24 protein-coding genes are annotated in these 23,550 nt (G+C 52.2%); 18 read left to right on the plus strand and 6 right to left on the minus strand.

Annotated elements, in window-relative coordinates:
- Positions 1-16 precede the first annotated feature (16 nt).
- The 4 genes from AB3G37_RS11150 (at position 17) to hutU (ending at position 5,034) form a co-directional block, all read left to right on the plus strand.
- Entirely contained in the window at positions 17-793 is a 777-nt protein-coding gene (locus tag AB3G37_RS11150; RefSeq protein WP_369790941.1) for an ABC transporter permease, read from the plus strand.
- Positions 790-1,575 carry an ABC transporter ATP-binding protein gene (locus AB3G37_RS11155; protein WP_369790729.1) on the plus strand — a complete coding sequence of 262 codons (786 nt, stop codon included), beginning with the start codon at positions 790-792 and terminating at the stop codon, positions 1,573-1,575. Before AB3G37_RS11150 ends, AB3G37_RS11155 begins: the two co-directional genes overlap by 4 nt.
- Positions 1,576-1,764: 189 nt before the next feature.
- Entirely contained in the window at positions 1,765-3,315 is a 1,551-nt protein-coding gene (hutH, locus tag AB3G37_RS11160; RefSeq protein WP_369790730.1) for a histidine ammonia-lyase, read from the plus strand.
- 36 nt (positions 3,316-3,351) lie between these two features.
- The gene (gene hutU / locus AB3G37_RS11165) at positions 3,352-5,034 is read left to right on the plus strand and encodes a urocanate hydratase (protein WP_369790731.1); all 1,683 of its coding nucleotides are present in this window, start codon (positions 3,352-3,354) and stop codon (positions 5,032-5,034) included.
- Between the two features lie 79 nt (positions 5,035-5,113).
- On the opposite strand, the gene AB3G37_RS11170 is transcribed toward hutU, so the two are convergent.
- Positions 5,114-5,419 (minus strand): phage holin, lambda family, encoded by a 306-nt coding sequence (locus AB3G37_RS11170; protein ID WP_369790732.1) that lies wholly within the window; start codon positions 5,417-5,419, stop codon positions 5,114-5,116.
- A gap of 261 nt (positions 5,420-5,680) precedes the next feature.
- Here AB3G37_RS11170 and AB3G37_RS11175 point away from each other — a divergent pair, with 261 nt between their 5' ends.
- The 3 genes from AB3G37_RS11175 (at position 5,681) to AB3G37_RS11185 (ending at position 7,686) form a co-directional block, all read left to right on the plus strand.
- On the plus strand, positions 5,681-5,932 hold the full coding sequence (locus AB3G37_RS11175) for a hypothetical protein (protein WP_369790733.1): 252 nt from the start codon (positions 5,681-5,683) through the stop codon (positions 5,930-5,932).
- The gene (locus AB3G37_RS11180; RefSeq protein ID WP_369790734.1) at positions 5,908-6,435 is read left to right on the plus strand and encodes a hypothetical protein; all 528 of its coding nucleotides are present in this window, start codon (positions 5,908-5,910) and stop codon (positions 6,433-6,435) included. The genes AB3G37_RS11175 and AB3G37_RS11180 overlap by 25 nt, the downstream gene beginning before the upstream one ends.
- 156 nt (positions 6,436-6,591) lie before the next feature.
- A complete protein-coding gene (locus tag AB3G37_RS11185; RefSeq protein WP_009639034.1) occupies positions 6,592-7,686 on the plus strand; it encodes an iron-containing alcohol dehydrogenase family protein in 1,095 nt (364 codons plus the stop codon).
- A gap of 73 nt (positions 7,687-7,759) precedes the next feature.
- Here AB3G37_RS11185 and AB3G37_RS11190 read toward each other — a convergent pair whose 3' ends face one another.
- Positions 7,760-8,740, minus strand: coding sequence for a LysR family transcriptional regulator (locus AB3G37_RS11190; protein ID WP_369790735.1), 981 nt, complete (start codon positions 8,738-8,740; stop codon positions 7,760-7,762).
- A 199-nt stretch (positions 8,741-8,939) separates the two neighbouring features.
- Between AB3G37_RS11190 and argH the strand changes: the two genes are divergently transcribed.
- The 7 genes from argH to AB3G37_RS11225 are packed head-to-tail and all read left to right on the plus strand — an operon-like array spanning position 8,940 to position 16,026.
- Positions 8,940-10,367, plus strand: coding sequence for an argininosuccinate lyase (argH, locus tag AB3G37_RS11195; protein WP_009639036.1), 1,428 nt, complete (start codon positions 8,940-8,942; stop codon positions 10,365-10,367).
- A gap of 15 nt (positions 10,368-10,382) precedes the next feature.
- Positions 10,383-11,252 (plus strand): amino acid ABC transporter permease, encoded by an 870-nt coding sequence (locus AB3G37_RS11200; protein ID WP_369790736.1) that lies wholly within the window; start codon positions 10,383-10,385, stop codon positions 11,250-11,252.
- A 9-nt stretch (positions 11,253-11,261) separates the two neighbouring features.
- Positions 11,262-12,026 (plus strand): amino acid ABC transporter ATP-binding protein, encoded by a 765-nt coding sequence (locus AB3G37_RS11205; RefSeq protein ID WP_009639038.1) that lies wholly within the window; start codon positions 11,262-11,264, stop codon positions 12,024-12,026.
- A gap of 25 nt (positions 12,027-12,051) precedes the next feature.
- Entirely contained in the window at positions 12,052-12,882 is an 831-nt protein-coding gene (locus AB3G37_RS11210; RefSeq protein ID WP_369790737.1) for an ABC transporter substrate-binding protein, read from the plus strand.
- Positions 12,883-12,903: 21 nt separating this feature from the next.
- Positions 12,904-13,758, plus strand: coding sequence for a polysaccharide deacetylase (locus AB3G37_RS11215; RefSeq protein ID WP_009639040.1), 855 nt, complete (start codon positions 12,904-12,906; stop codon positions 13,756-13,758).
- Positions 13,748-14,665 (plus strand): polysaccharide deacetylase, encoded by a 918-nt coding sequence (locus tag AB3G37_RS11220; RefSeq protein WP_369790738.1) that lies wholly within the window; start codon positions 13,748-13,750, stop codon positions 14,663-14,665. Before AB3G37_RS11215 ends, AB3G37_RS11220 begins: the two co-directional genes overlap by 11 nt.
- Before the next feature lie 8 nt (positions 14,666-14,673).
- Positions 14,674-16,026 carry an MmgE/PrpD family protein gene (locus AB3G37_RS11225; RefSeq protein ID WP_369790942.1) on the plus strand — a complete coding sequence of 451 codons (1,353 nt, stop codon included), beginning with the start codon at positions 14,674-14,676 and terminating at the stop codon, positions 16,024-16,026.
- Positions 16,027-16,124: 98 nt separating this feature from the next.
- Here AB3G37_RS11225 and AB3G37_RS11230 read toward each other — a convergent pair whose 3' ends face one another.
- Genes AB3G37_RS11230 through AB3G37_RS11240 form a run of 3 tightly spaced genes read right to left on the minus strand, consistent with a single transcriptional unit; the run spans position 16,125 to position 18,793 of the window.
- Positions 16,125-16,973, minus strand: coding sequence for a nitrilase family protein (locus AB3G37_RS11230; protein ID WP_369790739.1), 849 nt, complete (start codon positions 16,971-16,973; stop codon positions 16,125-16,127).
- Positions 16,974-17,030: 57 nt separating this feature from the next.
- A complete protein-coding gene (gene yddG / locus AB3G37_RS11235) occupies positions 17,031-17,966 on the minus strand; it encodes an aromatic amino acid DMT transporter YddG (RefSeq protein ID WP_369790740.1) in 936 nt (311 codons plus the stop codon).
- Positions 17,954-18,793, minus strand: a complete 840-nt coding sequence (locus AB3G37_RS11240) for an undecaprenyl-diphosphate phosphatase (protein WP_009639045.1) — start codon at positions 18,791-18,793, stop codon at positions 17,954-17,956. The genes yddG and AB3G37_RS11240 overlap by 13 nt, the downstream gene beginning before the upstream one ends.
- A 384-nt stretch (positions 18,794-19,177) precedes the next feature.
- On the opposite strand from AB3G37_RS11240, the gene AB3G37_RS11245 reads away from it, so the two are divergent.
- Genes AB3G37_RS11245 through AB3G37_RS11260 form a run of 4 tightly spaced genes read left to right on the plus strand, consistent with a single transcriptional unit; the run spans position 19,178 to position 22,569 of the window.
- The gene (locus AB3G37_RS11245; protein ID WP_369790741.1) at positions 19,178-20,182 is read left to right on the plus strand and encodes an ABC transporter substrate-binding protein; all 1,005 of its coding nucleotides are present in this window, start codon (positions 19,178-19,180) and stop codon (positions 20,180-20,182) included.
- Positions 20,183-20,191: 9 nt separating this feature from the next.
- On the plus strand, positions 20,192-20,902 hold the full coding sequence (locus tag AB3G37_RS11250) for a M24 family metallopeptidase (protein ID WP_369790742.1): 711 nt from the start codon (positions 20,192-20,194) through the stop codon (positions 20,900-20,902).
- A gap of 55 nt (positions 20,903-20,957) precedes the next feature.
- Entirely contained in the window at positions 20,958-21,758 is an 801-nt protein-coding gene (locus AB3G37_RS11255; RefSeq protein WP_369790743.1) for an ABC transporter ATP-binding protein, read from the plus strand.
- Entirely contained in the window at positions 21,748-22,569 is an 822-nt protein-coding gene (locus AB3G37_RS11260) for an ABC transporter permease (RefSeq protein WP_009639049.1), read from the plus strand. The genes AB3G37_RS11255 and AB3G37_RS11260 overlap by 11 nt, the downstream gene beginning before the upstream one ends.
- 311 nt (positions 22,570-22,880) lie before the next feature.
- On the opposite strand, the gene AB3G37_RS11265 is transcribed toward AB3G37_RS11260, so the two are convergent.
- Entirely contained in the window at positions 22,881-23,348 is a 468-nt protein-coding gene (locus tag AB3G37_RS11265; protein WP_369790744.1) for a DUF1203 domain-containing protein, read from the minus strand.
- Positions 23,349-23,550 lie beyond the last annotated feature (202 nt).

Raw genomic sequence — 23,550 nt, forward strand, 5'->3', positions numbered from 1 at the left:
CTCGCATAATCCGTTAATGGTGCCGTTGCGCCCGGTTGCCGCTCGCCAGCGCTGGTTCCTCGGTTTCTGCTTTTTTGTGGTCTTTTTTGCCGTCTGGGCGCTGGCGACGTTTACCGGTCTGGTTTCACCGACGTTTCTGGCAAATCCGGCCAGTATGCTGCAAGAAGGTTGGCTGCTGTTTACCCAGTTCGACTTTGCTAGCGATATCGGCATGACGGTGTGGCGCGTACTGGGCGGCTTTATTCTGGCTGCGATCATTGCCGTTCCACTGGGTATCTTGATGGGTTCCTACAAACTCATTGAGGCATTTTTCGAGCCGTTTGTGTCGTTTTGCCGCTATCTGCCCGCCTCAGCCTTTGTGCCACTGCTGATCCTTTGGGCCGGCATCGGTGAAATGCAAAAGATTCTGGTGATTTTTATCGGCTCGTTTTTCCAGATTACTTTGATGGTGGCGGTCACTGTCGGTGGGGCGCGACGTGACCTGGTCGAAGCTGCCTATACCCTTGGGGCGACAAACAAAAGCGTTGTGCGCCGAGTGATTATTCCCGGAGCCGCGCCTGAAATTGCCGAGCTGCTGCGCCTGGTGCTGGGCTGGGCGTGGACCTACGTGATTGTCGCCGAACTTATCGGCTCCTCCAGCGGTATCGGCCACATGATTGTCGACAGTCAGGCGATGCTTAATACCGGACAGATGATCTTCGGCATTATCGTCATCGGCTGCATCGGCCTGCTGTCTGATTTCCTGTTTAAAGCGGCCAACCGCCGCCTGTTTATCTGGAGCTCATTCAAATGATTCATCCCAAACTGAGTGTTCGTCAGGTTGAACGCATTTTTACCGGCCCGAAGGGCGAAAAAACTCAGGCGCTGCTGCCGGTGGATTATCAGGTCAACGAGAATGATTTTATTACCATTCTCGGGCCTTCCGGCTGTGGTAAGTCAACCTTGCTAAGGATTGTGGCTGGTCTGGATCAGCCGACGCGCGGCGAAGTGTGGCTCGACGGCGAGCTTGTCGATGGCCCCGGCGCAGATCGCGGCATGGTGTTTCAAAGCTACACGCTGTTTCCCTGGCTTAGCGTGCAGCAAAATATTTGCTTCGGGTTGCAGGAGCGCGGCGTCTCCAAGGCGGCGCAAAAAGAACGCAGTGACTATTTTATCAATAAAGTGGGGCTGCGGGGGTTCGAACATCATTTTCCGCGCCAGCTTTCAGGCGGTATGCAGCAACGCACGGCGATTGCCCGTGCGCTGGCCAATGATCCCAAGGTTTTATTGATGGATGAACCGTTTGGCGCGCTGGATAACCAGACGCGAGTCATGATGCAGGAACTGTTGTTGTCGATCTGGGAGTCGTCGCGAAAAACGGTGCTGTTTGTCACTCACGACATTGATGAAGCCATTTTTATGGCTAATAAAGTGGCGATATTCAGCGCGCGTCCGGGCCGGATTAAAACTGAGGTGCCGGTGGATTTCCCGCATCCGCGTGATTATCGGCTGAAAACCTCGCCAGAGTTTATGGCGCTGAAGGCCACAGTGACTGAAGAAATTCGCGTCGAGACCTTGCAGGCGCAGGAACATTAGTCTTGTCAGCTTGAATAATTGATTTATCGGTGGCCGCGATCAGAGCCACAAAAATTGAATCTCAGGTGCGCAAAGTCCTTGCCTGAGCAGGAACTTATCGGCGGGGTAATCCCGCACACGGTCTGATTTCCCGGCAGAATGTAGTGCCGGGAAATTGTTTCACTCAACTTGTCTATACAGGAATAGATTATGGCTTCTTCATCCACCGAGTTGACACTTTGCCACTTGCAGCCGGGTCAGGTTGGCCTGTCGACACTGCGTAAGATTTATCAGGGCAATGTGCGCATAGAACTAGCGGATTCCGCTCGCGCCAAGGTGCTGGCTTCCCAGGAAATAGTGCAGCAGATTGTCAGTCAGGGTCGCGTGGTGTATGGCATCAACACCGGTTTTGGCAAGCTGGCACAAACCATGATCCCGGCAGAACGACTGGCAGAACTGCAGCGCAATCTGGTGTTGTCACACAGCGTGGGGATTGGTGAGGACTTGCCTGATAACGTGGTGCGCCTGGTGATGGCCACCAAGGTGCTGAGCCTGTCGCGCGGCCATTCAGGTATCCGTATTGAAGTCATCGAGGCGTTGATTGCGCTGTTCAACGCCGGTGTAATGCCGTGTATCCCGGAGAAAGGTTCGGTAGGCGCATCTGGGGATTTGGCACCGCTGGCGCATCTTTCATTAATGCTGATTGGCGAGGGGGAAGTCCGCGTCAATGGGGTGAAAGTCTCGGCCGTGGAAGGCTTGGCCACCGTGGGTCTTAAGCCATTTGTATTGGGGCCAAAAGAAGGATTGGCGCTGTTGAACGGCACCCAGGTTTCCACTTCGCTGGCGCTGCGCGGTCTGTTCGAAGGCGAGCGCGTATTTGCCGCCGGGCTGGTGGCGGGGGCGCTGTCTTTGGAAGCCATTAAAGGTTCGGTAAAACCTTACGATGCGCGTATTCACGAGGCGCGCGGTCAGGAAGGACAAATCGCCGTGGCCGCAGCCGTTTCAGCACTCTTGGAAGGTAGTGACATTGTCACTTCTCATACGCACTGTGGACGGGTGCAAGACCCGTATTCTATCCGCTGCGTGCCGCAGGTCATGGGTGCATGTCTGGATAATCTCAAACACTCGGCAAAAATATTGCAGATTGAAGCCAACGCCGCGTCGGATAACCCGCTGGTATTTGCCGAAAACGGTGACGTGATTTCCGGCGGTAACTTCCACGCCGAACCCGTAGCCTTTGCTGCCGATATTATCGCGCTGGCGGTAGCCGAGATTGGGGCCATTTCCGAACGTCGCCTGGCATTGTTGCTCGACACCGGCCTGTCAGGGCTACCGGCATTTCTGGTCAATGACGGCGGCGTAAACTCCGGCTTTATGATAGCGCAGGTTACCGCAGCCGCGCTGGCCTCCGAGAACAAATCACTGGCGCATCCAGGCAGCGTAGACAGTCTGCCAACTTCGGCCAATCAGGAAGATCACGTGTCGATGGCGACCTACGCCGCGCGCCGTCTGGGTGATATGTGTTTCAACACCGCCGTAGTGGTGGGAATAGAGGCCATGGCCGCAGTGCAAGGCATCGATTTCAATCGCCCGCTGCAAAGTTCGGCAATTATAGAAGGGGAAATTCGCGCCGTGCGTGAACGTGTGGCCTTCCTTGAGCGAGACCGCCTGATGGCACCGGATGTCGAAAGCATGCGTCTGTGGGCAGGCCGTGAAAACTGGCCAGCGGCGGTGCAGGCACTGCTGCCAAGCTTCATTTAATCTGAAAAAATTAAACTCATCATGAAGGAGTGAGCAATGAATTCACCGCAGAAAACCGCCGTTGCCCGTGTCGTTCGCGCCCCGCGTGGCACAGAGTTGAGCTGTCAGAACTGGTTGATCGAAGCGGCTTACCGCATGATTCAAAACAATCTCGACCCAGACGTCGCCGAACGCCCTGAAGATTTGGTGGTGTACGGCGGGATTGGCAAAGCCGCGCGTAACTGGCCAGCATTTGAAGGGATCTTGCAAAGCCTGCGCACGCTGAAAGAGGATGAAACGCTGCTGGTTCAATCTGGCAAACCGGTTGGCGTATTCCGCACTCACACGGATGCGCCGCGGGTGCTGATTGCCAACTCCAATCTGGTACCGCACTGGGCCAACTGGGACCATTTCCACGAGCTGGATAAAGCCGGACTGATGATGTATGGCCAAATGACTGCCGGTTCATGGATTTATATCGGTGCGCAGGGCATTGTGCAGGGGACTTATGAGACCTTCGCCGAAGCCGGTCGCCAGCATTATGACAGCAACCTGCGCGGCAAGTGGATCCTGACAGCGGGTCTGGGCGGCATGGGCGGCGCGCAACCGCTGGCCGGTGTACTGGCCGGAGCCTGTGTGTTGGCGATTGAGTGTCAGGAATCGCGCATCGATTTTCGCATTCGCACCCGTTATCTCGACTATAAGGCTTACACCATCGAAGAGGCGCTGACGATGATAGAAAAAGCCTGTGCCGAGAACATAGCCATCTCCGTCGGTTTGCTGGGCAACGCGGCTGAAATCATGCCGGAGTTGGTGAAACGCGCGCAGCAGGGCGGTTTACGTCCCGATATCGTTACTGATCAGACCTCGGCACACGATCCGCTCAACGGCTATCTGCCAGAAGGCTGGAGCCTCGAACAGTGGCAAAAGACGCGCGAATCCAATCCACAGTCAGTGGTGAAAGCCGCGCGTGCCTCAATGGCAGTTCACGTTCAGGCGATGCTGGATTTCCACGCCATGGGCATTCCGACCGTGGATTACGGCAACAATATTAGGCAAGTGGCAAAAGACGAGGGTGTGACCAATGCCTTTGATTTCCCTGGATTTGTCCCGGCGTATATTCGCCCGCTGTTCTGCGAGGGCAAAGGTCCGTTCCGCTGGGTGGCGCTGTCTGGCGATCCGGAAGATATTTATAAGACTGATGCCAAGCTTAAAGAGTTATTCCCGGATAACGCTAACCTTATCAACTGGCTGGACATGGCGCGCGAGCGTATTGCTTTCCAGGGGCTGCCAGCACGTATTTGCTGGTTGGGGCTGGGCGAACGGCACATTGCGGGTCTGGCATTCAACGAAATGGTGCGCAACGGCGAGCTCAAAGCGCCGGTAGTTATTGGTCGCGATCATCTGGATACCGGCTCTGTTGCTTCTCCAAATCGTGAAACCGAGGCGATGAAAGATGGATCTGACGCGGTTTCAGACTGGCCGCTGCTCAATGCCTTGCTAAACACCGCGGGCGGTGCAACGTGGGTCAGCCTGCACCACGGGGGCGGAGTGGGCATGGGCTTTTCGCAACATGCAGGTATGGTGATTGTTTGCGACGGGACCCTGGAAGCGGATGCTCGTCTGGCGAGAGTATTATTTAATGACCCGGCTACAGGCGTTATGCGCCACGCCGATGCAGGCTATGAGCAGGCAATGGAATGCGCCAAAGAACACGACCTTAATTTGCCCATGCTATAAAAGGTGACGCGGTCACTTAATCTCAACGGGAAAGCGTAAAATAATCCCCCTGTTCGTCATCAGGGGGATTGATTAACGTTCAACTGCTTATTTTTTTATTAACCAAAGACAAAATTATTTCACGAAGTTTATCTGCTCCAATAAAACCGATAGTAGCGCCAAAAGCAGCAGAATAGGTTTCATTTAGCCCCATATGCTCCAGAGTAACGTTAAAGCATATCGCGATGACCGCGCATATACAGCTTGAGGTAAGCATGTAACGGTTGCTTTTATTATCTTTAATACTGAAAAGCAATGAGATTATTACCGCGCTAGCGGCAGAGTATATTAAATGTCTGTCTCCCTCATGCCATTTGGCTATCTCTTCTATTATTATGGCTAGCATGTGTATTCCTCTATGGTAAGTACGAATATTTATCAAGAATGATTTATAGCTCTGTTATTATGAAAAATAAAATCAAATTATTGCATTATAAGCTGTTTTATTTAATATCATCTAAGTGATGTCATTTTAAATATCGTCTAAGAAGTTTATTGCTATTAGAATTTTAGTAACTATCGTCACTTAATGAAAGTGATGTTTTGTGACTTGGTTAATAATGAGGTTGTGAGTATTTTATTAATCGCGAATGCAAGTAAATCACAAATGATGCCGTCAAAAAAAGCTAGCTGGAGTCCTTTCGGTGAAGGAGGCATTAATCCTTACGTCTACTGTGCGGGCGACCCGATTAATCGAGCCGCTCCCAGCGGGCATATGAGCTGGCAGGCAAAGTTGGGGATTGCATCGGGCGCATTGGGCATCCTGCTGGCGGGAATAACTTTTGGGGCATCATTAGCGGCGTATGGCCTTGCCGCGACAAGCGCGCATCCGCAGTGGATCAAGAACTTGTGCCATTGAGAGAGTTAACGGGTTTAACGGAGCAGGCACGTTCAGAAAGAGCAATGCGATATATTGATAAAGTCGGTAACTTTTCTCATCGAGTTGATAGAACAGGAGTGTATTCTCGCGATATTAGTCAGCCTGGCAGAAGCGCTAATGTGTTTATTAATCGCTATGATGCCGGTGTCTGGATATTTGAACAAAATTTCAGGCCGATAAAAAATTTCGATTACTATGCCAGCGATGTTGCCAAATATCAGTATTTACAGGTAGCTCAGAGGGTTGAGTCTTCTGCGGTAATGCCAAGGAAAATCATCCGCCAGGGGGTGGTGAATCAAATCACTCTTAATATGACCAGCGGGAAGCAGGGGGACGAGTTGTTTTCCGCTTTTTTTCAAACGCCTAATGGCAAATCAACTCAGAGAATTATGGATAATTTTTCGTTGGTCGCAGAAAACGTCGAAATGGAAGAGCTTGCGAGCCACGCAAATTATGTCGTCTGGCTAAAAGAGTCGTTTTAGCCAATCCTTTACGTGATAACTGCCAAACTCTCTGGTTAGCATCGGCTGATAAAAATAATCCCTGCGCTGTGGCGCAATTCTTGCTTATCTTAGGCAACGGCGGTTAATGCTTAGCCTGCTAATATCATAATAATGTCAGTAACAGAGAGGCAGTAGATGCAAGCTCAAAATATTATTTTCCCCGCACAAATCTTGCGTGGTCCGGGGGTTTTGTCGCAGCTGGGCGAGATTTGCTCTCTGCTTGGCAAACGCGCCATGGTGATTGGCGGCCATCAATCATTACAGGCTGTTGGGGAAAAAATTAGTCATTCACTGGAAGGTGCTTCAGTTGACGTGGTCGCCATGGAATGGTTCGGAGGCGAGACCAGCGAGGGAAATATTCTTCGTTTGGCCCAACAGGTTGTCGCGCTGTCCGCAGACGTGATTATCAGTGTGGGGGGTGGGAAATCTCTCGATACCGGTAAAGCCGTGGGCGTGGCAACCAACGTGCCGGTGATTACTGTTCCAACGATTGCAGCAACCTGCGCAGCGGTGACACCATTGACAATCCGCTATTTCGACGATGGGCATTTTCGCGATCTTTATCCGCTGCCACAGGCTCCCGCTGCGGTGATCATCGACAGTGAATTGTTGGCTCAGGCCCCGCTGCGTTGGCTGGCAGCAGGATTGGGCGACACGCTGGCCAAATGGTACGAATTTCGCGCCATCAGCAGCCACCACGCCGAACTTACCGGAGTTGCTCGTTCGTCCAGCGCCAACAGCCGAATTTGCTTTGACTTGATTGCCTCCTACGGCGCTGCCGCCTGTGACGCGGTGCGCGCAGGTAAAGCCAATGCCGAGCTAGATCAGGTGCTTGACGCAATTTTCATGTTTGCCGGCCTGACGTCATTAATGAGCAGTGGCGCGCATGCGGCTGCTTCACACGCCATTTATGAAGGTTTCACCGTATGTGACAAAACCCGCGAATTCGGTCACGGCCTGTTGGTAGGTTTAGGCAATCTTTGCCTGCTGGCGCTGGAGAAACGCAGTGACGAAGAGCTGCGCGAAGCGGTAATACTTTCTCACGCCTGCGCCGTTCCGCTGCGTTTAAGCGAAATTGCCGAACTTACCGCAGCTGAGCTTGAAGAGATTATTCAGGCTTCACTGCACGCGCCAGACATGCACAATATGCCGTATCCGGTGACCGCCGAGTCACTGTATGCGGCTTTTGCCCGCGTTGAGTCAGTAGCCAACGAATTGGCTCTGGTGTAAATTCGTTGCACCATCTCCCGCATCGCTTTGCACTAAAGTGGTGCGGGAAGGGCCGGCCATTAACCGCTTTAATCTAGCTCACCTGTCTCAGTGAAGAGTCTTGCTGATTATTTTGCAATGCGTTTAAGAAAAGCGTTAATACCGTATTTAAGGCGCTGCCTTTTTTTACCACCAGGCTAAAGGGTGTGCTGATTTTAATTTCTTCCGGCAGCAAGGCCTTAAGCTTATTACCGCCGAAAAGATGAGTTGCATAATGCTTTGGCAAAAATCCAATATAATTACCCGTCAAGATTAACAAACTCACTGCTTCAACTTGCACCGCTACTGCATTAGAGGAGGAGAACTCGAGGTAGTTATTTTTCTCGCTATGGTTTGCGTAGAAATGATTAACGATTTCGGCTGATTTGATTTGTTGCTGGGTTATTTTTTCATTAGAGATGCAATAAAGTTCATGCCTGTCTGCACAATAGAGGTGCGCTATTTCTTCATATAAATAGTAATAATCAAACTCAGGCTTTTCCTGATATACCGGCATGATGCCACAGGTAAAACGCCCGTCGAGCACACCGCGTTCAATCTCGTCCAACTGGGTAGCATGCAGGCGAACACTGACCTTGGGGGCACGGCTGTGTATTTCTCCAAGCGCATAAATTATAGGTGAATTTTCATCAGTTATCGTGTTGTCGATGATGCCGATATTCAGCTCGCCAAACATGTCATGGCGGGCATTGTTAAGCTTGTCGCGAAACTGATTGATCGAGGCGAACAAATCCAGGCAGGCCTGATAAGTGACTTTTCCGTGCTCGGTAAGAAAGAAACCTTCGCGGCCTCGAGTACAGAGTTTCATTCCGAAGCGTACTTCAAGATCTGAGATTTGTTTGCTGATCGCCGCTAAGCCAATATTTAATTCATTACAGGCAGCGGTAAATCCTCCTGCTTCCACCACGGTTTTAAAAACGCGTAAAAGTTTTAAGTCTGCAACCCCAATGCCGTGCTGATTTAAATCACTTCTTGTGGGTAATGTGTTTCCTGATTTGGAAAGTGGACTTTCCATAAAAAATATTTACCCCCACTGCAAATGACGCCAACATCGAATTAACCAAGATTTCTTAATTAATATTTTTCAAGAGCGAAAAACGGGCTGCCAATATTTTTTGTGGCCTGGTTATTTTCTAAAAACTGATGGAAATAACCCGGAAATTTCGCTTTCTCACTGCTTGTTTTGCAACATCTATGCCATGAAGGAGTTAAGAATGTCCCAGCCCGTCGACCGTCTATGGGGTGCACGCTTTAAACAGGCACCCGCACCCGCGCTGAGCGCACTGTCACGCAGCCCGGATTACTATTTCGCTCTTGCCGAATATGATCTGCAAGGCTGCCGTGCTCATGCATTCGAACTGCAACGCGCGGGGCTGCTGGATGACAAAGAAACCGAGCTTATGGTGGCCGCTATTCGCCAGCTGGCGGTGGACTATCGCGCCGGCGTGGTTGAACCTATCGAAAACGACGAAGACGTTCACACCTTCATTGAGCGCATGCTGACCGAGCGTCTGGGTGAGTTGGGCGGCAAGCTGCGCGCCGGGCGCTCGCGTAACGATCAGACTGCCAACGATTTACGCCTCTATTTGCGCGACAACGGCCGCAAGATTGTTGCCGCTTTGCTTGAATTACAGCAGGCGCTGGTAAAACAGGCCGAGCTGCATCTCCACACTCTGGCCCCCGGCTTTACTCATCTGCAACAGGCGCAGCCTATCGTTTTTGGTCACCAATTAATGGCACATGCGCAGTCTTTTGCCCGTGACGTGCAGCGTTTTCAAGACTGGGACAAACGCTGCGCACTTTCTCCACTGGGAGCGGCCGCGATGGCTGGTTCGGCTATCGCCATGCATCCAGAACTTTCTGCCAAAGACCTCGGCTATGACGGTGCCTGTGAAAACTCGATTGATGCCGTTGCCAGTCGTGACCACGTGGCGGAGTTTTTGTTCGCTGGCAGCATGCTGGGCGTTAACCTTTCGCGCATTTGCGAAGAGATATGTTTGTGGGCTTCACGCCAGTTCCGCTGGGTTGAACTAAACGATGGCTATGCCACCGGCAGTTCTATCATGCCACAGAAGAAAAACCCGGATATCGCCGAGCTGACCCGTGGCAAAAGTGGTCGGCTAATCGGCAACGTGACAGCGATGTTGACCACTATGAAAGGGCTGCCGTTGTCTTACAATCGCGACCTGATCGAAGACAAACGCAATGCTATCGATACCGTTGACCAACTTCTGCTGGTGCTGCCCGCAATGGCCGGGATGATCGACACCATGGTGGTCAACGTCGAGCGCCTGCGTGAAGATGCCCCGCAGGGTTTTACGCTGGCAACCGAGGTCGCAGACTGGCTATCGCGTCGCGGAGTGCCGTTCAAAGAGGCGCACGAGATAACCGGCAAGCTGGTTCAAGTGTGCGAACAGTTTGACCTCGAGCTGCATCAAGTCAGCGATGAACAACTGCAACAGGTTGACGTTCGTTTGCTGCCGCAGGTGCGCGAATGCCTGACGCTGGACGCGGCAATTCACGCCCGCAGCGGCTGGGGTGGCACTTCTCCAGTGCGCGTTGCCGAGCAAATCACCCGCCTGAAAGCGGTGCTGGAACAACAGTCCCTCTGGGTGTCGAGTTACACCGGCCTGTCACTTTAATTTCGGGAGCCTGTTATGCAGAATTCACGCACCGCAGCCAGCGAGTTGAAAAATACTCCGGTTGATCTTAGCGAGTATCAGTATGTTCCGCAGCGCTATTACGGGCGTATTGTGGCCTCGATTGTGATTTTGGTACTGCTGGCGCTGCTGATCAACGCCTTTGCCCACGGCAAAATCGAGTGGCGTTTTGTCGGGCAATTCTTCACCGCCAAGGCAATCCTCACGGGCTTGGGCAATACCATCGTGATGTCGATTCTGGCAATGGCGCTGGGAGTTATTTTCGGGGTGCTCATTGCCGTGATGCGCATGTCGAGCAATCCGGTACTGAGCGGCGTGGCTATCGGCTATACCTGGATTTTTCGCGGTACGCCGTTGATTTTGCAACTGTTGCTGTGGTTCAACCTGGCGCTGATTTTCCCGACTATCAGTATTCCCGGGCTGTTCAGCTTCCAAACCGTTGACATTATGTCGCCGTTCACCGCGGCGCTGCTGGGTCTGAGTATTAATCAGGGCGCATACACCTCGGAAGTGGTGCGGGCCGGGCTGATTTCTGTTGATCAGGGGCAGTATGAAGCCGCCAAATCCATCGGCATGACCCGCATTCACGCGCTGCGCCGCATTATTTTGCCGCAGGCGATGCGGGTGATCATTCCACCGATCGGCAACGAATTTATCAGCATGGTCAAGACCACCAGTCTGGCCAGCATGATCCAGTATTCCGAGCTGTTATATAACGCGCAAACCATCTATTTCGCCAACGCCCGCGTCATGGAGCTGCTGTTCGTGGCCGGGATTTGGTATCTGGCGGTGGTGACGTTGCTGTCAATTGGCCAAAACCGACTTGAACGCTACTTCGGGCGCGGTACTCGCCGCCGCAATAGTTAAGGACTCCTTATGAAAAACATCATCACGGCGTCCAACGTCAACAAATACTTCGGCGATTTTCAGGCACTTAAGAATATTAATATTGAGGTCAGGCACGGGGAAGTGATGTGTGTGATCGGCCCGAGCGGTTCCGGAAAAAGCACTTTTCTACGCTGTATCAACCAGTTGGAGCGTATCGATAGCGGCGGTATCTGGGTCGATGATGAGCTGGTCGGCTACCGTATGGATGGCAAAAAACTGTATCCGCTCAATGATAAGCAAATCGCCCGCCAGCGGCTGAAGACCGGCATGGTTTTCCAGCGCTTTAATCTGTTCCCGGATAAGACCGCGCTGGAAAATATCATCGAAGGGCCGTGTCAGGTGCTGCTGCGTCCGGTGAAAGAGGCGAAACAGGAGGCGATGGCGCTGCTTGAGCGCGTTGGGCTGGCGCACAAGCGTGATGCCTATCCGATGGAGCTTTCTGGCGGCCAGCAGCAGCGGGTGGCGATTGCCCGCGCGCTGGCGATGAAGCCAAAACTGATGCTGTTTGATGAGCCGACTTCGGCGCTTGACCCCGAAATGGTTGGCGAAGTGCTGGCGGTGATGCGCAGCCTGGCTGCAGAGGGGATGACGATGATTGTCGTGACCCATGAACTTGGTTTTGCGCGAGAAGTGGCTAATCGCGTGGTCTTTATGGACGAAGGCGGAATTATAGAAAGTGGTAATCCTGAAGATGTCTTGCTGAATCCACAAAACCCAAGAACGCAGAATTTTATTTCCGCGGTTCTGATTTAGAAACTTTACACATGGGAAAATTTTGATGAAAAAAACGCTGTTGTCACTGATTACCGCTGGCGTATTGCTCAACACCGCCGCCTGGATGCCAGGCGCGTCTGCCGCCGAAGCGCTGAAACAAAAAGACGAAATCAAAGTTGCGATGATGCCGAACTATCCACCGCTGGAATTTAAAGATCCCGCTACCGACCAGCTTACCGGCATGGATTACGATTTGGGTATGGAAATCGGCAAGCGCCTGAACCGTAAAATCAGCTGGCAGGAAATTGGCTTCGAGCAGATGGTCAACGCCGTTGCAACCAAGCGCGTGGACATGATCCTCTCCGGCATGACCGATACCAAACCGCGCCAGGATATCGCCACCTTCGTTGACTATTACAACAGCGGCCCGCAGTTCTACACCACCGTGGCACATAAAGAAATCAACACCATGCTGGACCTGTGCGGCAAGAAAGTCGGCACCAGCCGCCGCACCACATTCCCGGCCGAAATTGCTGCCTGGAGCACTGCAAACTGTACTCCGGCAGGTAAGCCAGCCATCGTCGTGGTCGGCGCGGAAGGCACTGCCGATGCCCGCACCCAACTGCGTCAGGGCCGCATTGAAGGCGTAGTGCAGGGCAGCGAAACCCTGCCGTACATCATGAATCTCGAGAAAAATACCTATAAGCCGTTGGGCAAAGCCTTTGCCTATCAGGTTACCGGTATCGGCATCAGCAAAGATGACAGCGCACTGATCGACGGGGTTAAAGGCGCGTTGACAGCCATGATTGCTGACGGTACCTACCTGAAGATCCTCAGCAAATGGGGTCTGCAAGATGGCGCAATCAAAGAAGTGACCATTAATAAAGGGCAGTAATTTACAGGAGCGGGATAACTCATGACGATTTCCAACGCGGCCAGTCTTTGGCCGCACGGCAAAAAGGGTTGCATGGCGCTGGCGTTTGACCTCGATGGTCCGACCGGCGATGCGATGCTCAACGGCACGCTGTGGCACAAGCCCGAATATTTTACTTTTGGTGGCTATGGGCCTTATCGCGCGCTGGCTCGGCTGCTGGATTTGCTGGACGACTATCAGCTGCCAGCGACCTTTTTTGTTCCCGCCTGGGTGGTGGAAAACTGGCCGAAGCAGTGCCAGGCGATTGTCGAACGCGGCCACGAGGTGGCTTATCACGGCTATCGTCATGAGTCTTTTTTCGCCATTGATGCCCAACAGCAGCGCTGGGTGATGGAAAAATCCCGCGAAATTTTCTGGCAGTATCTCGGTATTCGCGCCGAGGGTTTTCGAACGCCGTCCGGTGACTGGCACATCGATACTCCATCGATATTGATCGAAGCCGGGGTGACCTATTCCAGCAGTATGCGTGGCGACGATCGCCCGTATCTGATTCAGGTGCCAGGCCATGAAAAACCGCTGGTGGAAATTCCTGGACGCTGGGAAATGGATGACTACGCCTCAATCGCCTATACCCGCGAGCCAAATTTCCCTTCAGGCCTTGACCGCACCGCCAGCTATGAACTGACGCTGGATAACTGGTGCCGCGAATTCGACGGTGCAATGAACGAGGGGCTGAGTCTGACCACCTTGTTCCATCCAAAAATCACCGGCAAGCCAGGGCGAATCATGCTGCTGGACCAATTCTTTACTCATTTGCGCAGCCGTGAAGATGTGTGGTTTGCTCGCTGTCGCGAAGTCGCCCAGTGGTGGTTAGAGGAGCACAGCGATGTCAAATAACAGCACTTCGGTGCAGGAAAAATGGCCGCAGGGCAAGCGCTGCGCGGTGGTGATTACTTTCGATTTCAATGATATTCAGGGCATTCTCAGTCAGGTTCCAGCCGTGGCCGGGCGCGAAAAAACGCTGTCGGTCTGGCGTTATGGCACGCTGCGCGGCATTGATCGCATTCTGGCCATGCTGGCGGAAAAAAACCTGCGCAGCAGTTGGGTCGTACCGGGAATTGTTGCAGACGACCATCCGCAAAAAATCACCCAGATTGCTCGCGCTGGCCACGAACTGGCGACCAGCGGCTATGAGTTTGCCAAATTTGATGACCTGAGCCTCGAGGAACAAGTTTCCAGCCTGCAACGCGGGCAGGCGGCGCTAAAGGCTTATACCGGTGAACAACCGCGAGGTTTTAGAATTCCTGCCGGTAACTGGGCGCCGGGATTTGCCGATGCGCTGAGCGAAGCGGGCATTGACTGGAGCTCTTCTTGGCGCGGCGACGATTTGCCTTATTTTCAGCCGACGAGCACCGGGGAACAGTCGCAGTTGGTTGAATTACCTATGCATTACGAGCTGGAGGATGAGCCTTACTTTGCCTTCAACCTTTCACCGGCGGTACCTCCGGCGCAGTCGCGGATTGCTTCTTACCGCCACACGCTGGGCAATATGAAGATGGATTTCGACGGTTTTTACCGTTTTGGCCTTTGCTATGTGCTGCGTCTGCATCCAGAGGTCATTGGCACGGCAGGGCGCATTGGCATGCTGGCAGAGCTGTTGGATTATATCACTTCAAAGCCGGATGTCTGGGTTGCTACGGCAGGGGAAGTCGCTGACTGGTGGCGGCAAACGCAGCCGCAAAATGAGGCGTCGCATCCGGCGCAAATCTGGCAGCAGCATACACAGAATGGAGTGCAGCCGTGAGTCAGTGCATGGATTTTCAATCGCAACTGGTAGCTTTCGTTTGCGATACCCAATTTGATGATTTACCTGCCAGTCTGGTCGCGCGCACCAAGCGGCACATTATCGATACTCTTGGCGCGGGTCTAGTCGGTGCGACCAGTGAGGTGGCTAAAGACATGGCCGCGATATTGTTAACTGAAGGTGCAGCCCCGATTGCTGCATTGTGGGGACGAGGGGAAAAAACCTCACCGCGCAATGCGGCCTTGCTCAACGGCATTGCCGCTCACGCGCTGGAGCTGGACGACACGGGTGGCTGTGACCATTCCGGCGCGGTGGTAATCCCGGCCATGCTGGCAGTTTTACCGTTGTGTGAAAAACCGGTCAGTGGTGAAGAGTTTATTACTGCCGTGGTATTGGGGTATGACGTGGCGCGGCGAGTATTGGAGGCCTGTGGCGGTTACTCGGCGCACAACGGCGCGGGCTGGCATTCGACATCAACCTGCGGCGTGTTTGGTGCTGCGGTTGCCGCCGGTAGATTATTGGCTCTGAACAGCGCGCAGATTTCAGCGGCCTTGGGCATCGCGGGAAGTTTCAGCGGCGGCCTGTGGGCGTTTATCCATGACGGCTCACAAAGTAAAAAACTGCATGCCGGACGCGCGGCCGAGGGCGGCGTGCTTGCGGCGTTAAGTGCGCAGGCGGGGATCACTGGCCCCACAGGTTTGTTTGAAGATCACTGGGGCGGTTTTCTAAAAACGCTGGCACCGACCACTGCACAGCCACGGGCGCTGGTCGCTGATTTAGGGCTGGTGTGGAAACTGATGCGCTGTTCAATCAAACCTTATGCCTCATGTCGCGGTACGCATTCGGCAATCGATGCTACCGGAATTTTGCTTGCGCATTTGGGAATGAAAACGGAAGACGTTGAGCGTATAGAAGTGACGATGTCACCTTTTTTGCAGGAAATGTGTGGCGATGAAAAAATAAGTTCGCTGGCCGCCGCGCAAATGAGTATCCGCTATGCGGTGGCCGCGCGCTGGATTTACGGCCATGCGGGACTAGACGCCTATGGCGAGCAGCAGCGCCGCGATCCGGCCTTATTGGACGCCATCTCGCGGATATCGTTGAATGTTGATGCCAGCTTTAGTGCCGATGGCGAGCCGGAAGTAACGTTAATCGCTAAAAATGGTCAGCGCCTGAGTCACTGCGTGGATATCGCGCTGGGTGCGCCGGGAAACCCGGTTAGCGATCAGCAGCTACAAGACAAGTTTATTTCATTGGCAACCAGAGCGATTAGTCTGCCAAAGGCACATGAGTTGTGGGCAAAGGCATTGGCGCTGGAAACAGAATCCTCTGTGGATGAGTGGCTGGAGAATCTGTTTTGAAACAGCGTTGACCTCTCAGGTATAGCCGCCAGAAATTAACCTGATAAAACAATTAACCTAATAAAACAGTGGGTGCGTGAGCACCCATTAGTCATTTTTTACGGCAGCGTATAGACATCGGGCCGCCGGTCTTTTAATACCTGATTAAAATCGTTCCAGTTACGATGACGTTTGGCATCGGCCAGATTTATCGTAGCGAGGACTATCTCGGGATTTTTGCTGCTGGCGGGACCAGCCACCGGCCAGCCGGTATAGCTGGTAATCAGGCTTTGGCCGATAAACGGCTGGTCGCGTTCAATGCCAACGCGATCGGCGGCAGCAATATAGAGAGAATTGGTGTGCGAGGCTGCCATCACCAAAATATTAGCCATTGCCTCTCTGCCTGGGTCTTGACCGGGAATCGGTACCCAATTGGTCGGCACGCACACAATATCCGCGCCCTGTAATGCCGCCATGCGAAAGCTTTCAGGGAACCAGCAGTCGTAGCATATCTGACAACCCAGAGTGCCAATGCGAGTTTTAAATACTGGGAAGCCCAGATTGCCCGGCTCGAAGAACAGCGCTTCGTCGCCCCACAAATGCACTTTCCGATAGCGGCCAATCAGTCCTTCCGGCCCGATAATCACCGCTGAGTTATAGAGACTTTCGTTTTCGCGTTCGGTAATCCCTGCAACCAGATAAATATTCAACCGCGCAGCGCAATCAATCCACGCCTGTGTTGACGCACCCTGCGGGATAACTTCTGCCAGAGAAAAAGCCTCCTCGCGAGAAGCAAAAACGTAGCCGGTATTACATAGCTCGGGCAGAACCAGCAGATTGGCACCCTTGGCGGCTGCCTGTTCAATCATGGCAATGCTGGCTGCGACGTTATGCGCGGTTTCACCAAAAACCGGTTCCATCTGAAGACAAGCCACGGTGACCGGGGCTTCATTGCGAGAAGAGGCCATAGTTTGACTCCTGGTTTTTACAGACTGGCAAGCATTGCCGGTCGGAAAAGTATTAGCTCAATCTAAATGCTGCTGATTGACGGAGGTTACCGTTCTAACTTTTGTTCGCGTTGACCGCCAGCAAATTAAAGAACCCAGGCTGACCATTGCTGCTCCCTGCCAAAATGAAATACCGAGCGGAGTGGAAAGAATAAACGCCGCCAGTGCCGAAGAGAAGATAGGAATAAAATAGGAGGCAGTCGCCAACACTGTGACATTGCCATGCAGAATACCAATATTCCACGCCGCATATCCACAGCCTAACGCCACGGCGGCCAGCACCAGGCTAATAGCAGCGTGCGGAGTGAAATGCAGGGTTGCAGCAGAACCAGTCGCATATTTTATCCACAAAGTTGCAGCGGTCAGCATAAAGAACAGCGTGATACCGTTGCTGCCGTTGGCTTTTTTGCTGGTCAAAATACAATACAGCGACCAGATAATTGCTCCGGCAAAAGCCAGCCCGTAACTCAGCGGATTGCTTTGCACATTGGCGGCAATCGACACCAGCGAAAGTCCCCGATTGCCGCTTAGCACCCAGCATAAACCCACAAACGAAAGCACCATGCCGGGTATCAGCAACAGGTTGGCCTTTTGTTGTTTGAAAATCACCGCCATTAGAATAGTCATGCTCGGCCACAGATAGTTGACCATCCCAACCTCGATAGACTGGCTGTGATTAAGGGCAAAGCCTAAAGACAGCGACAGGCAGATTTCATAGGACACAAACAGCAGGCTGCCGAAATAAAGATAAATTCGCGGGAAGCTGCCGAGTTTGGGAATGCCGACGGTAAAGAATAACAACACTGAGGCCAGGCTGTAGAGCATCGCCGCGCCGCCCACCGGACCTAGCCCTTCGGCGACGCTGCGGATAAGCCCGGCGACCGAGCTGAAGAAAATCACTGCCAGCAAACCGATAAGCGTGGCTTGCCTGGCAGAAAAGGTTAACCGATCCACAGAACGACACAGGCAGCAAAAATACAATACCCGCCAAATAGGTGCCATTTCCCATGCTCGAGCCATCCGGCCAGCCAGCGCAGCGCGACCAATCCGGCGATAAAACTGAACACCATTCCCATCAGGCTCGGCAACAGGATACCACTAAAAGCCGCAACGGGAGCCGCGCCTGCCGCCGGGTGATACACGCGCAGTGCTTCTTTCACGATGACCGCCGGGGTTAATACCACCGCCAGTGCAAAACTGAACTCTTCCGCCGTTTTACGCGCTACGCCCATCGATAAACCGGTCGATATGGTTGCACCAGAACGGGAAAATCCGCGGAATGGCAGGCAAAGACCTTGAACAAAACCGATAGACAGCGACTGTAAAATCGACATTCCAGGAGCCTGACGTTCTTTAATGCGTGAGGAAATCAGGATCAGGATACCTGCGGCCAACAGTCCCGAGGCGATAAGTTTACTGTTGCTGAATAGCGATTCGATTTGAAAATCGGAAGCATTACCGGCGTAAAATTTCTTGATCAATTTTTGCAACGATAGTCCAACAATGCCGGTCATTACGGTAGCTAAAACGATGTGTAGCGCGATGCGTTTAAACGCTGCAAAAGAACTGAAATAGGAATCACGCCATGATTTCCAGAAAAATACGATAACCGCAAACATGGTACCCGTGTGCAGCATCACTAAAAGCAAAGTCATATTCGGCGCGCTAGGGTCCAGCCCGAGCAGTTTTTCCGCCATGATCACGTGAGCCGAGCTTGATACCGGCAGTAATTCCGCCAGCCCCTGAATAACTGCCAAAATGAAAATATTCAAAAATGTCATACGTTCTCCGTAAAGGGCTGGGATTCATCACGTTTTTGTTTAAAAGAGCGATCGGCTATCACTATAGGTCGGAGTTATTTCAAATTTAATGTTTATCTGTTGCTGACAAGGGCAATCCAAGTTTTGTTTAGTATTCATTTATTAATAAACCAAAGGGCTAGAATTAGGAAACAATCTTTATCAAAACTTGTCGAGTTTATAGCCCTGCACCGCAGTCAGATACCGACTCAGCGCCAATGATGTTGTCCAAATGACAAACTTAACCTATCTACTTATATTGCAAGCTTAAAAAGGGTATTAAACTTATTGACATAAAATATTGTCCCACCTCAATATGCAATAGCATCGACTAATAATTCCTCTAAAACTGCCGGAGAAATGAACATGAAGAGACGTACATTTTTAGCTGGGACCGTTTTGGCTGGGGCCACGTTGCTCAGCACTCTGTTGCCGGTAGTGGGAGGAATTTCGACAGCCTCCGCGGCATCGTTGACCAAAGTCACGTTTATTCAGGAATGGCCGGTGGCCGATGGTTTCTGGATCCCATGGATTTTGGGTAAAGAAAAAGGATTTTATGCCCAGGAAGGTATCGACCTGGATATTGTGGCCCCGCCGACCGTGGCCGACACCATGAAGTTTCTCGGTACGGGTCGCGCCAATGTCGCCTTTACCACGGTAATGGACATCATATTTGCCAAAGAGCAGGGCGCGCCGGTGCAGGCAATTGGCCGTTACGGTAAAGAGAATAACTGGGGCATTATCAGTCAGCAGGGCAAGCCTTATACAGTGGCGGAGCTAAAAGGAAAAACCGTGGGTATCTATAATGATGCCTGGACCAAGGCGCAGCTGGCGCTGATGCTTAAAAGCGCAGGCCTGACGTTGAATGACGTACAAATGGTGACCGCTGCGGATGATACCGTGCCGCTTTTGCTGCAAAAACGTGTGGACGTGATAACGGGTATCACCAATGCCGAAGGCACTGAGATGACCACGACCGGTAAGCAAAAACCTGAATTCTTGCCGGCTATCGCCCACGGCGTGCCGAATACGCCAATCTTTATGCTGGCAGGCAATCAGCAGTGGCTGAAAGCCAACCCTGAATTAGCTAAAGCCTTTATGCGTGCCACGGTGAAAAGTATTAAATATGCTGTCGATCACCCTGATGAGGGCGTGCAGGCCTTCGCTACCGCCTACAGCAAAGCCTATGACCCGGTCTATATCAAACAGCAGTGGGCGGACACCATCCCACTTCTGGCACCGGCCGACAGTAAATCACTGGCGCAGGAAGCGGTAACCTGGCAGAGCCTGCTGACAGCAATTAAAGCCGAAGGCATTGTCAAAGACCCGCTCCCGGCGGACCAGTATTTTACCAATCAGTATTTGCCTTAAGGGGGCTTGATGAGCTCTCCATCTTCTTCTTTGAAACCGGCCTGGGCTTATCGTCCCGGGCCGGACATTGCTTTTCACGCGCCAGCCGGACTGCGTGCTGCCCAGAAGCTGGCAAAGCAGGCTGCAATGGTCGGCGTTAACGCAGCGCGAACCGGAATTAGCGAGACAGAGGTTGAACAGCAGGTGCATGACTACCTGCTAAGCCAGGGCGCACAAGGGATCTGGACCATCACTAATGTCGGGTTAGGTGAAAACACACGCGTCTGTTTTCCGACCCAGGGACCCGGTACGCAGCAGGCCGCTGCTCAAGATGTGTTGATGGTTGACGTGCATCCGATCACCGCCGATGGCTCTTGGGGGGACTGTACTCGTTGTGCGGTAATGGGTGATTATCCGGAGGCTGCGCAGGCGCTGAAAGACCTGGAACGCATCCATTATGAAACGCTGGCACAGTGTCGGCCGGGAATGCCTGCCAGTGAGTTGTTTGGCCTGTCTCATGAAAGGTTGACGGCAGAGGGCTTTATTCTGTTGGATCTGCTGGGCAACATCGGTCATTCACTGACGGCCGGTGCGGCCTACACTCACGGGTTCATTGATGCCGGAAACATTACGCCGATGTGGGGAGCCTGGGCTATCGAACCCTTTGCACAGCGCGGTGAGGTAGCAGTGAAAGTTGAGGATGTAGTCTGGTTCGGCCGCGATGGCTGCGAGACTCTTTAGCATCAATCACCACCGAGTCGCCAAACTTTGCCAGACCAGAAGGAGATAGAAATTAATGAGTTATCCTAAGCTGTCGCTGCAAAATGTGACACGTCGTTTTGGCAGTATGACTGCGTTGGCGCCTACAGATTTACTCGTCCAGGAAGGCGAGTTCGTCTGCGTGGTTGGGCCTTCGGGGTGCGGAAAGAGTACCCTTTTTAACCTGATTTCTGGCGTGCTGAAACCAGACTCTGGCACTATTTTGATTGATAATCAGGATGTGACCGGCAGCAGTGGCCACGTTGGTTATATGTTGCAAAAAGACCTGCTGCTGCCGTGGATGACGGTAATCGACAATATCGTACTCGGCGCTATCCTCAAGGGCGGGGCGAGCAAGGCGCAGCGTGCGGCTGGCGTGGCGCTGGCGAAACGCTATGGGTTAGGGGAGTTTATCAACCATTATCCTGCGGCGCTTTCAGGAGGAATGCGTCAACGTGTGGCGCTGATGCGTACTCTGGCCATGCAACACGAAATCATGCTTTTGGACGAGCCGTTCGGTGCGCTGGACTCGCAGACTCGGCTTTCGATGCAGCAATGGTTGCTGACGGTGTGGTCAGAACAAAAGCGCACAGTGATTTTTGTCACCCATGACATTGACGAGGCCGTGTTTTTGGCTGACCGAGTGGTGGTGATGTCGCCACGGCCGGGGAGGATCCGTGAAATTCTGACGGTAGATATTCCTCGTCCACGGCCTTTGTCTTGCCTGACCAGCCCTGAATTTACTGCCCTGAAAAGGAAAATCCTCGATCTGGTGTTTTTGCAAGACAGCAGCTCTGAACATCACGACACTCAGGAATCTCTTGCCCATGGCTCTTGAAAGTAGTGCGCCATTGGCGCGAAAACTGCTGCTGCCTCTTGGTGGTCCGCTGGCTGCATTAATTTTGGTGCTGATAATTTGGGATTTGGCGGTTCGTATTTATCAGATTCCGGCTTACGTTTTGCCATCACCCGAGCAAACCTGGGACCATATTCTTGACGATTTACCGGTTTTGTTGCAGGGATTCCGCATTACTTTTGTCACCTTTTTAATGGGTTTCATTCTTGGGGCTGGAGCGGGTTTTGTTTTTGCCGTGCTAATGGACGCGACGCCGTGGATCCGCAGCATTCTTTATCCGATTCTGATCGCCAGCCAGGCGGTGCCGGTTATCGCTATAGCGGCGGCATTAACTATCTGGCTAGGGTTTGGACTGGCACCTAAACTGGTGATTGTTGCGCTGGTGGTGTTCTTTCCGGTGGTGGTTAACGTTCTCGACGGGTTGAACTCGGTCGATAAGGACATGCTGAATCTGGTGAAATCGATGGGCGGTTCGCGTTGGAGTATTTTCCGCCACGTTAAACTGCCTGCAACCTACACACCGCTGTTTTCGGCTCTTAAGCTCTCAGCCACCTTTAGCGTAACCGGCGCGGTGATCGGCGAATGGACCGCTTCAACCAGCGGCGGGTTGGGCGCCTATCTGTTGCAGGCTAACTCGCGCTTAAACACTGCGGGAACCTTCTCGGCGATCGCCTTTTTAGCGCTACTCGGCGTGGTGAGTTTCTTGTTAGTTATTTTGCTGGAATATCTTATGACGCCATGGCGTTCATCATCGAAGGCAAGGCGTTTCTCGCGGCGTTATTGGCGGGGGTAATTTTGTGATGGCAAAAATATTCTTAATTTTGAGTTTACTAGGTTAAGAGTGATTTTGGTTTCAAGGTCAAGGTTCAGCGCTTTGCTTACCGGGCTGTGACCCAGACCACCCAGAGGACTGAATGATCCCCATTGTCGGTAAAGATGAAAATCAGATAAAGCAGTTTTGAAAAAGTTCTGGCATATTTTTTTGTAGGTATAGAAATATCTCGCTGGTTTTTCGTAGAACCAGCAGATCAAATTTTCTATGTTTTTTTGTGGGGATACATCAGCCTCAACGGGTATTCCAAAGCAAATACCCTGTGGACTGCCTTACTCGCAGCGAGTAATCCTGCACGAAAAGCAACCTTGCTTTGCGTTGTGAGCCAGGATGAATTCAATCTGCGGCTGTTTAAACATGTTTTGTATGCTGGTTTCAATTTCGTAACCTGACGATATTGTGGCTACAACCAGCATGTCATTTATGTCAAAAGCGCGTAATGATATCAGTCGCGTTTGCATTACTTCAGGTAGCGTATTTTTCAACACTGCGGGTTGAATTTTGCCTTCCCAAATAAAGATTGCGTGCGAACCTCGATACGGCGAATGGCTATTTAGATAAAGATGATTAAGCAAAATTGCATTTTCGCCTAGAGGAATATCTCTAAGAGTTATTCTATCGGGATAAGAAGGATATTCGTTTACTTTTATTCTTACTGCTCCACGTTTACTTAGCTCGTGATCCGATAATTCGTATAAATGCTGAAAATCACTACCGTCTAACCCTTTGATAATAAACATTGTAATTGTCCTCAGTGTCATAATAAGCTGCTGCTGGGGACATTCTATTCAGATCAACGACTCCCGAAACTCTGTTTCTTGCGATTTCATTGATCCAGCTAATCTAGTTTAAATTATTCACCCGTTAGCCAAAGTTGGTTCGATAAAATCTACCAAAGGCCACCGGTCGGCGGCCTCAATGGAATTTATCGAGAACGATTAA

The organism is Rouxiella sp. WC2420 (assembly GCF_041200025.1).
Lineage (GTDB): Bacteria > Pseudomonadota > Gammaproteobacteria > Enterobacterales > Enterobacteriaceae > Rouxiella.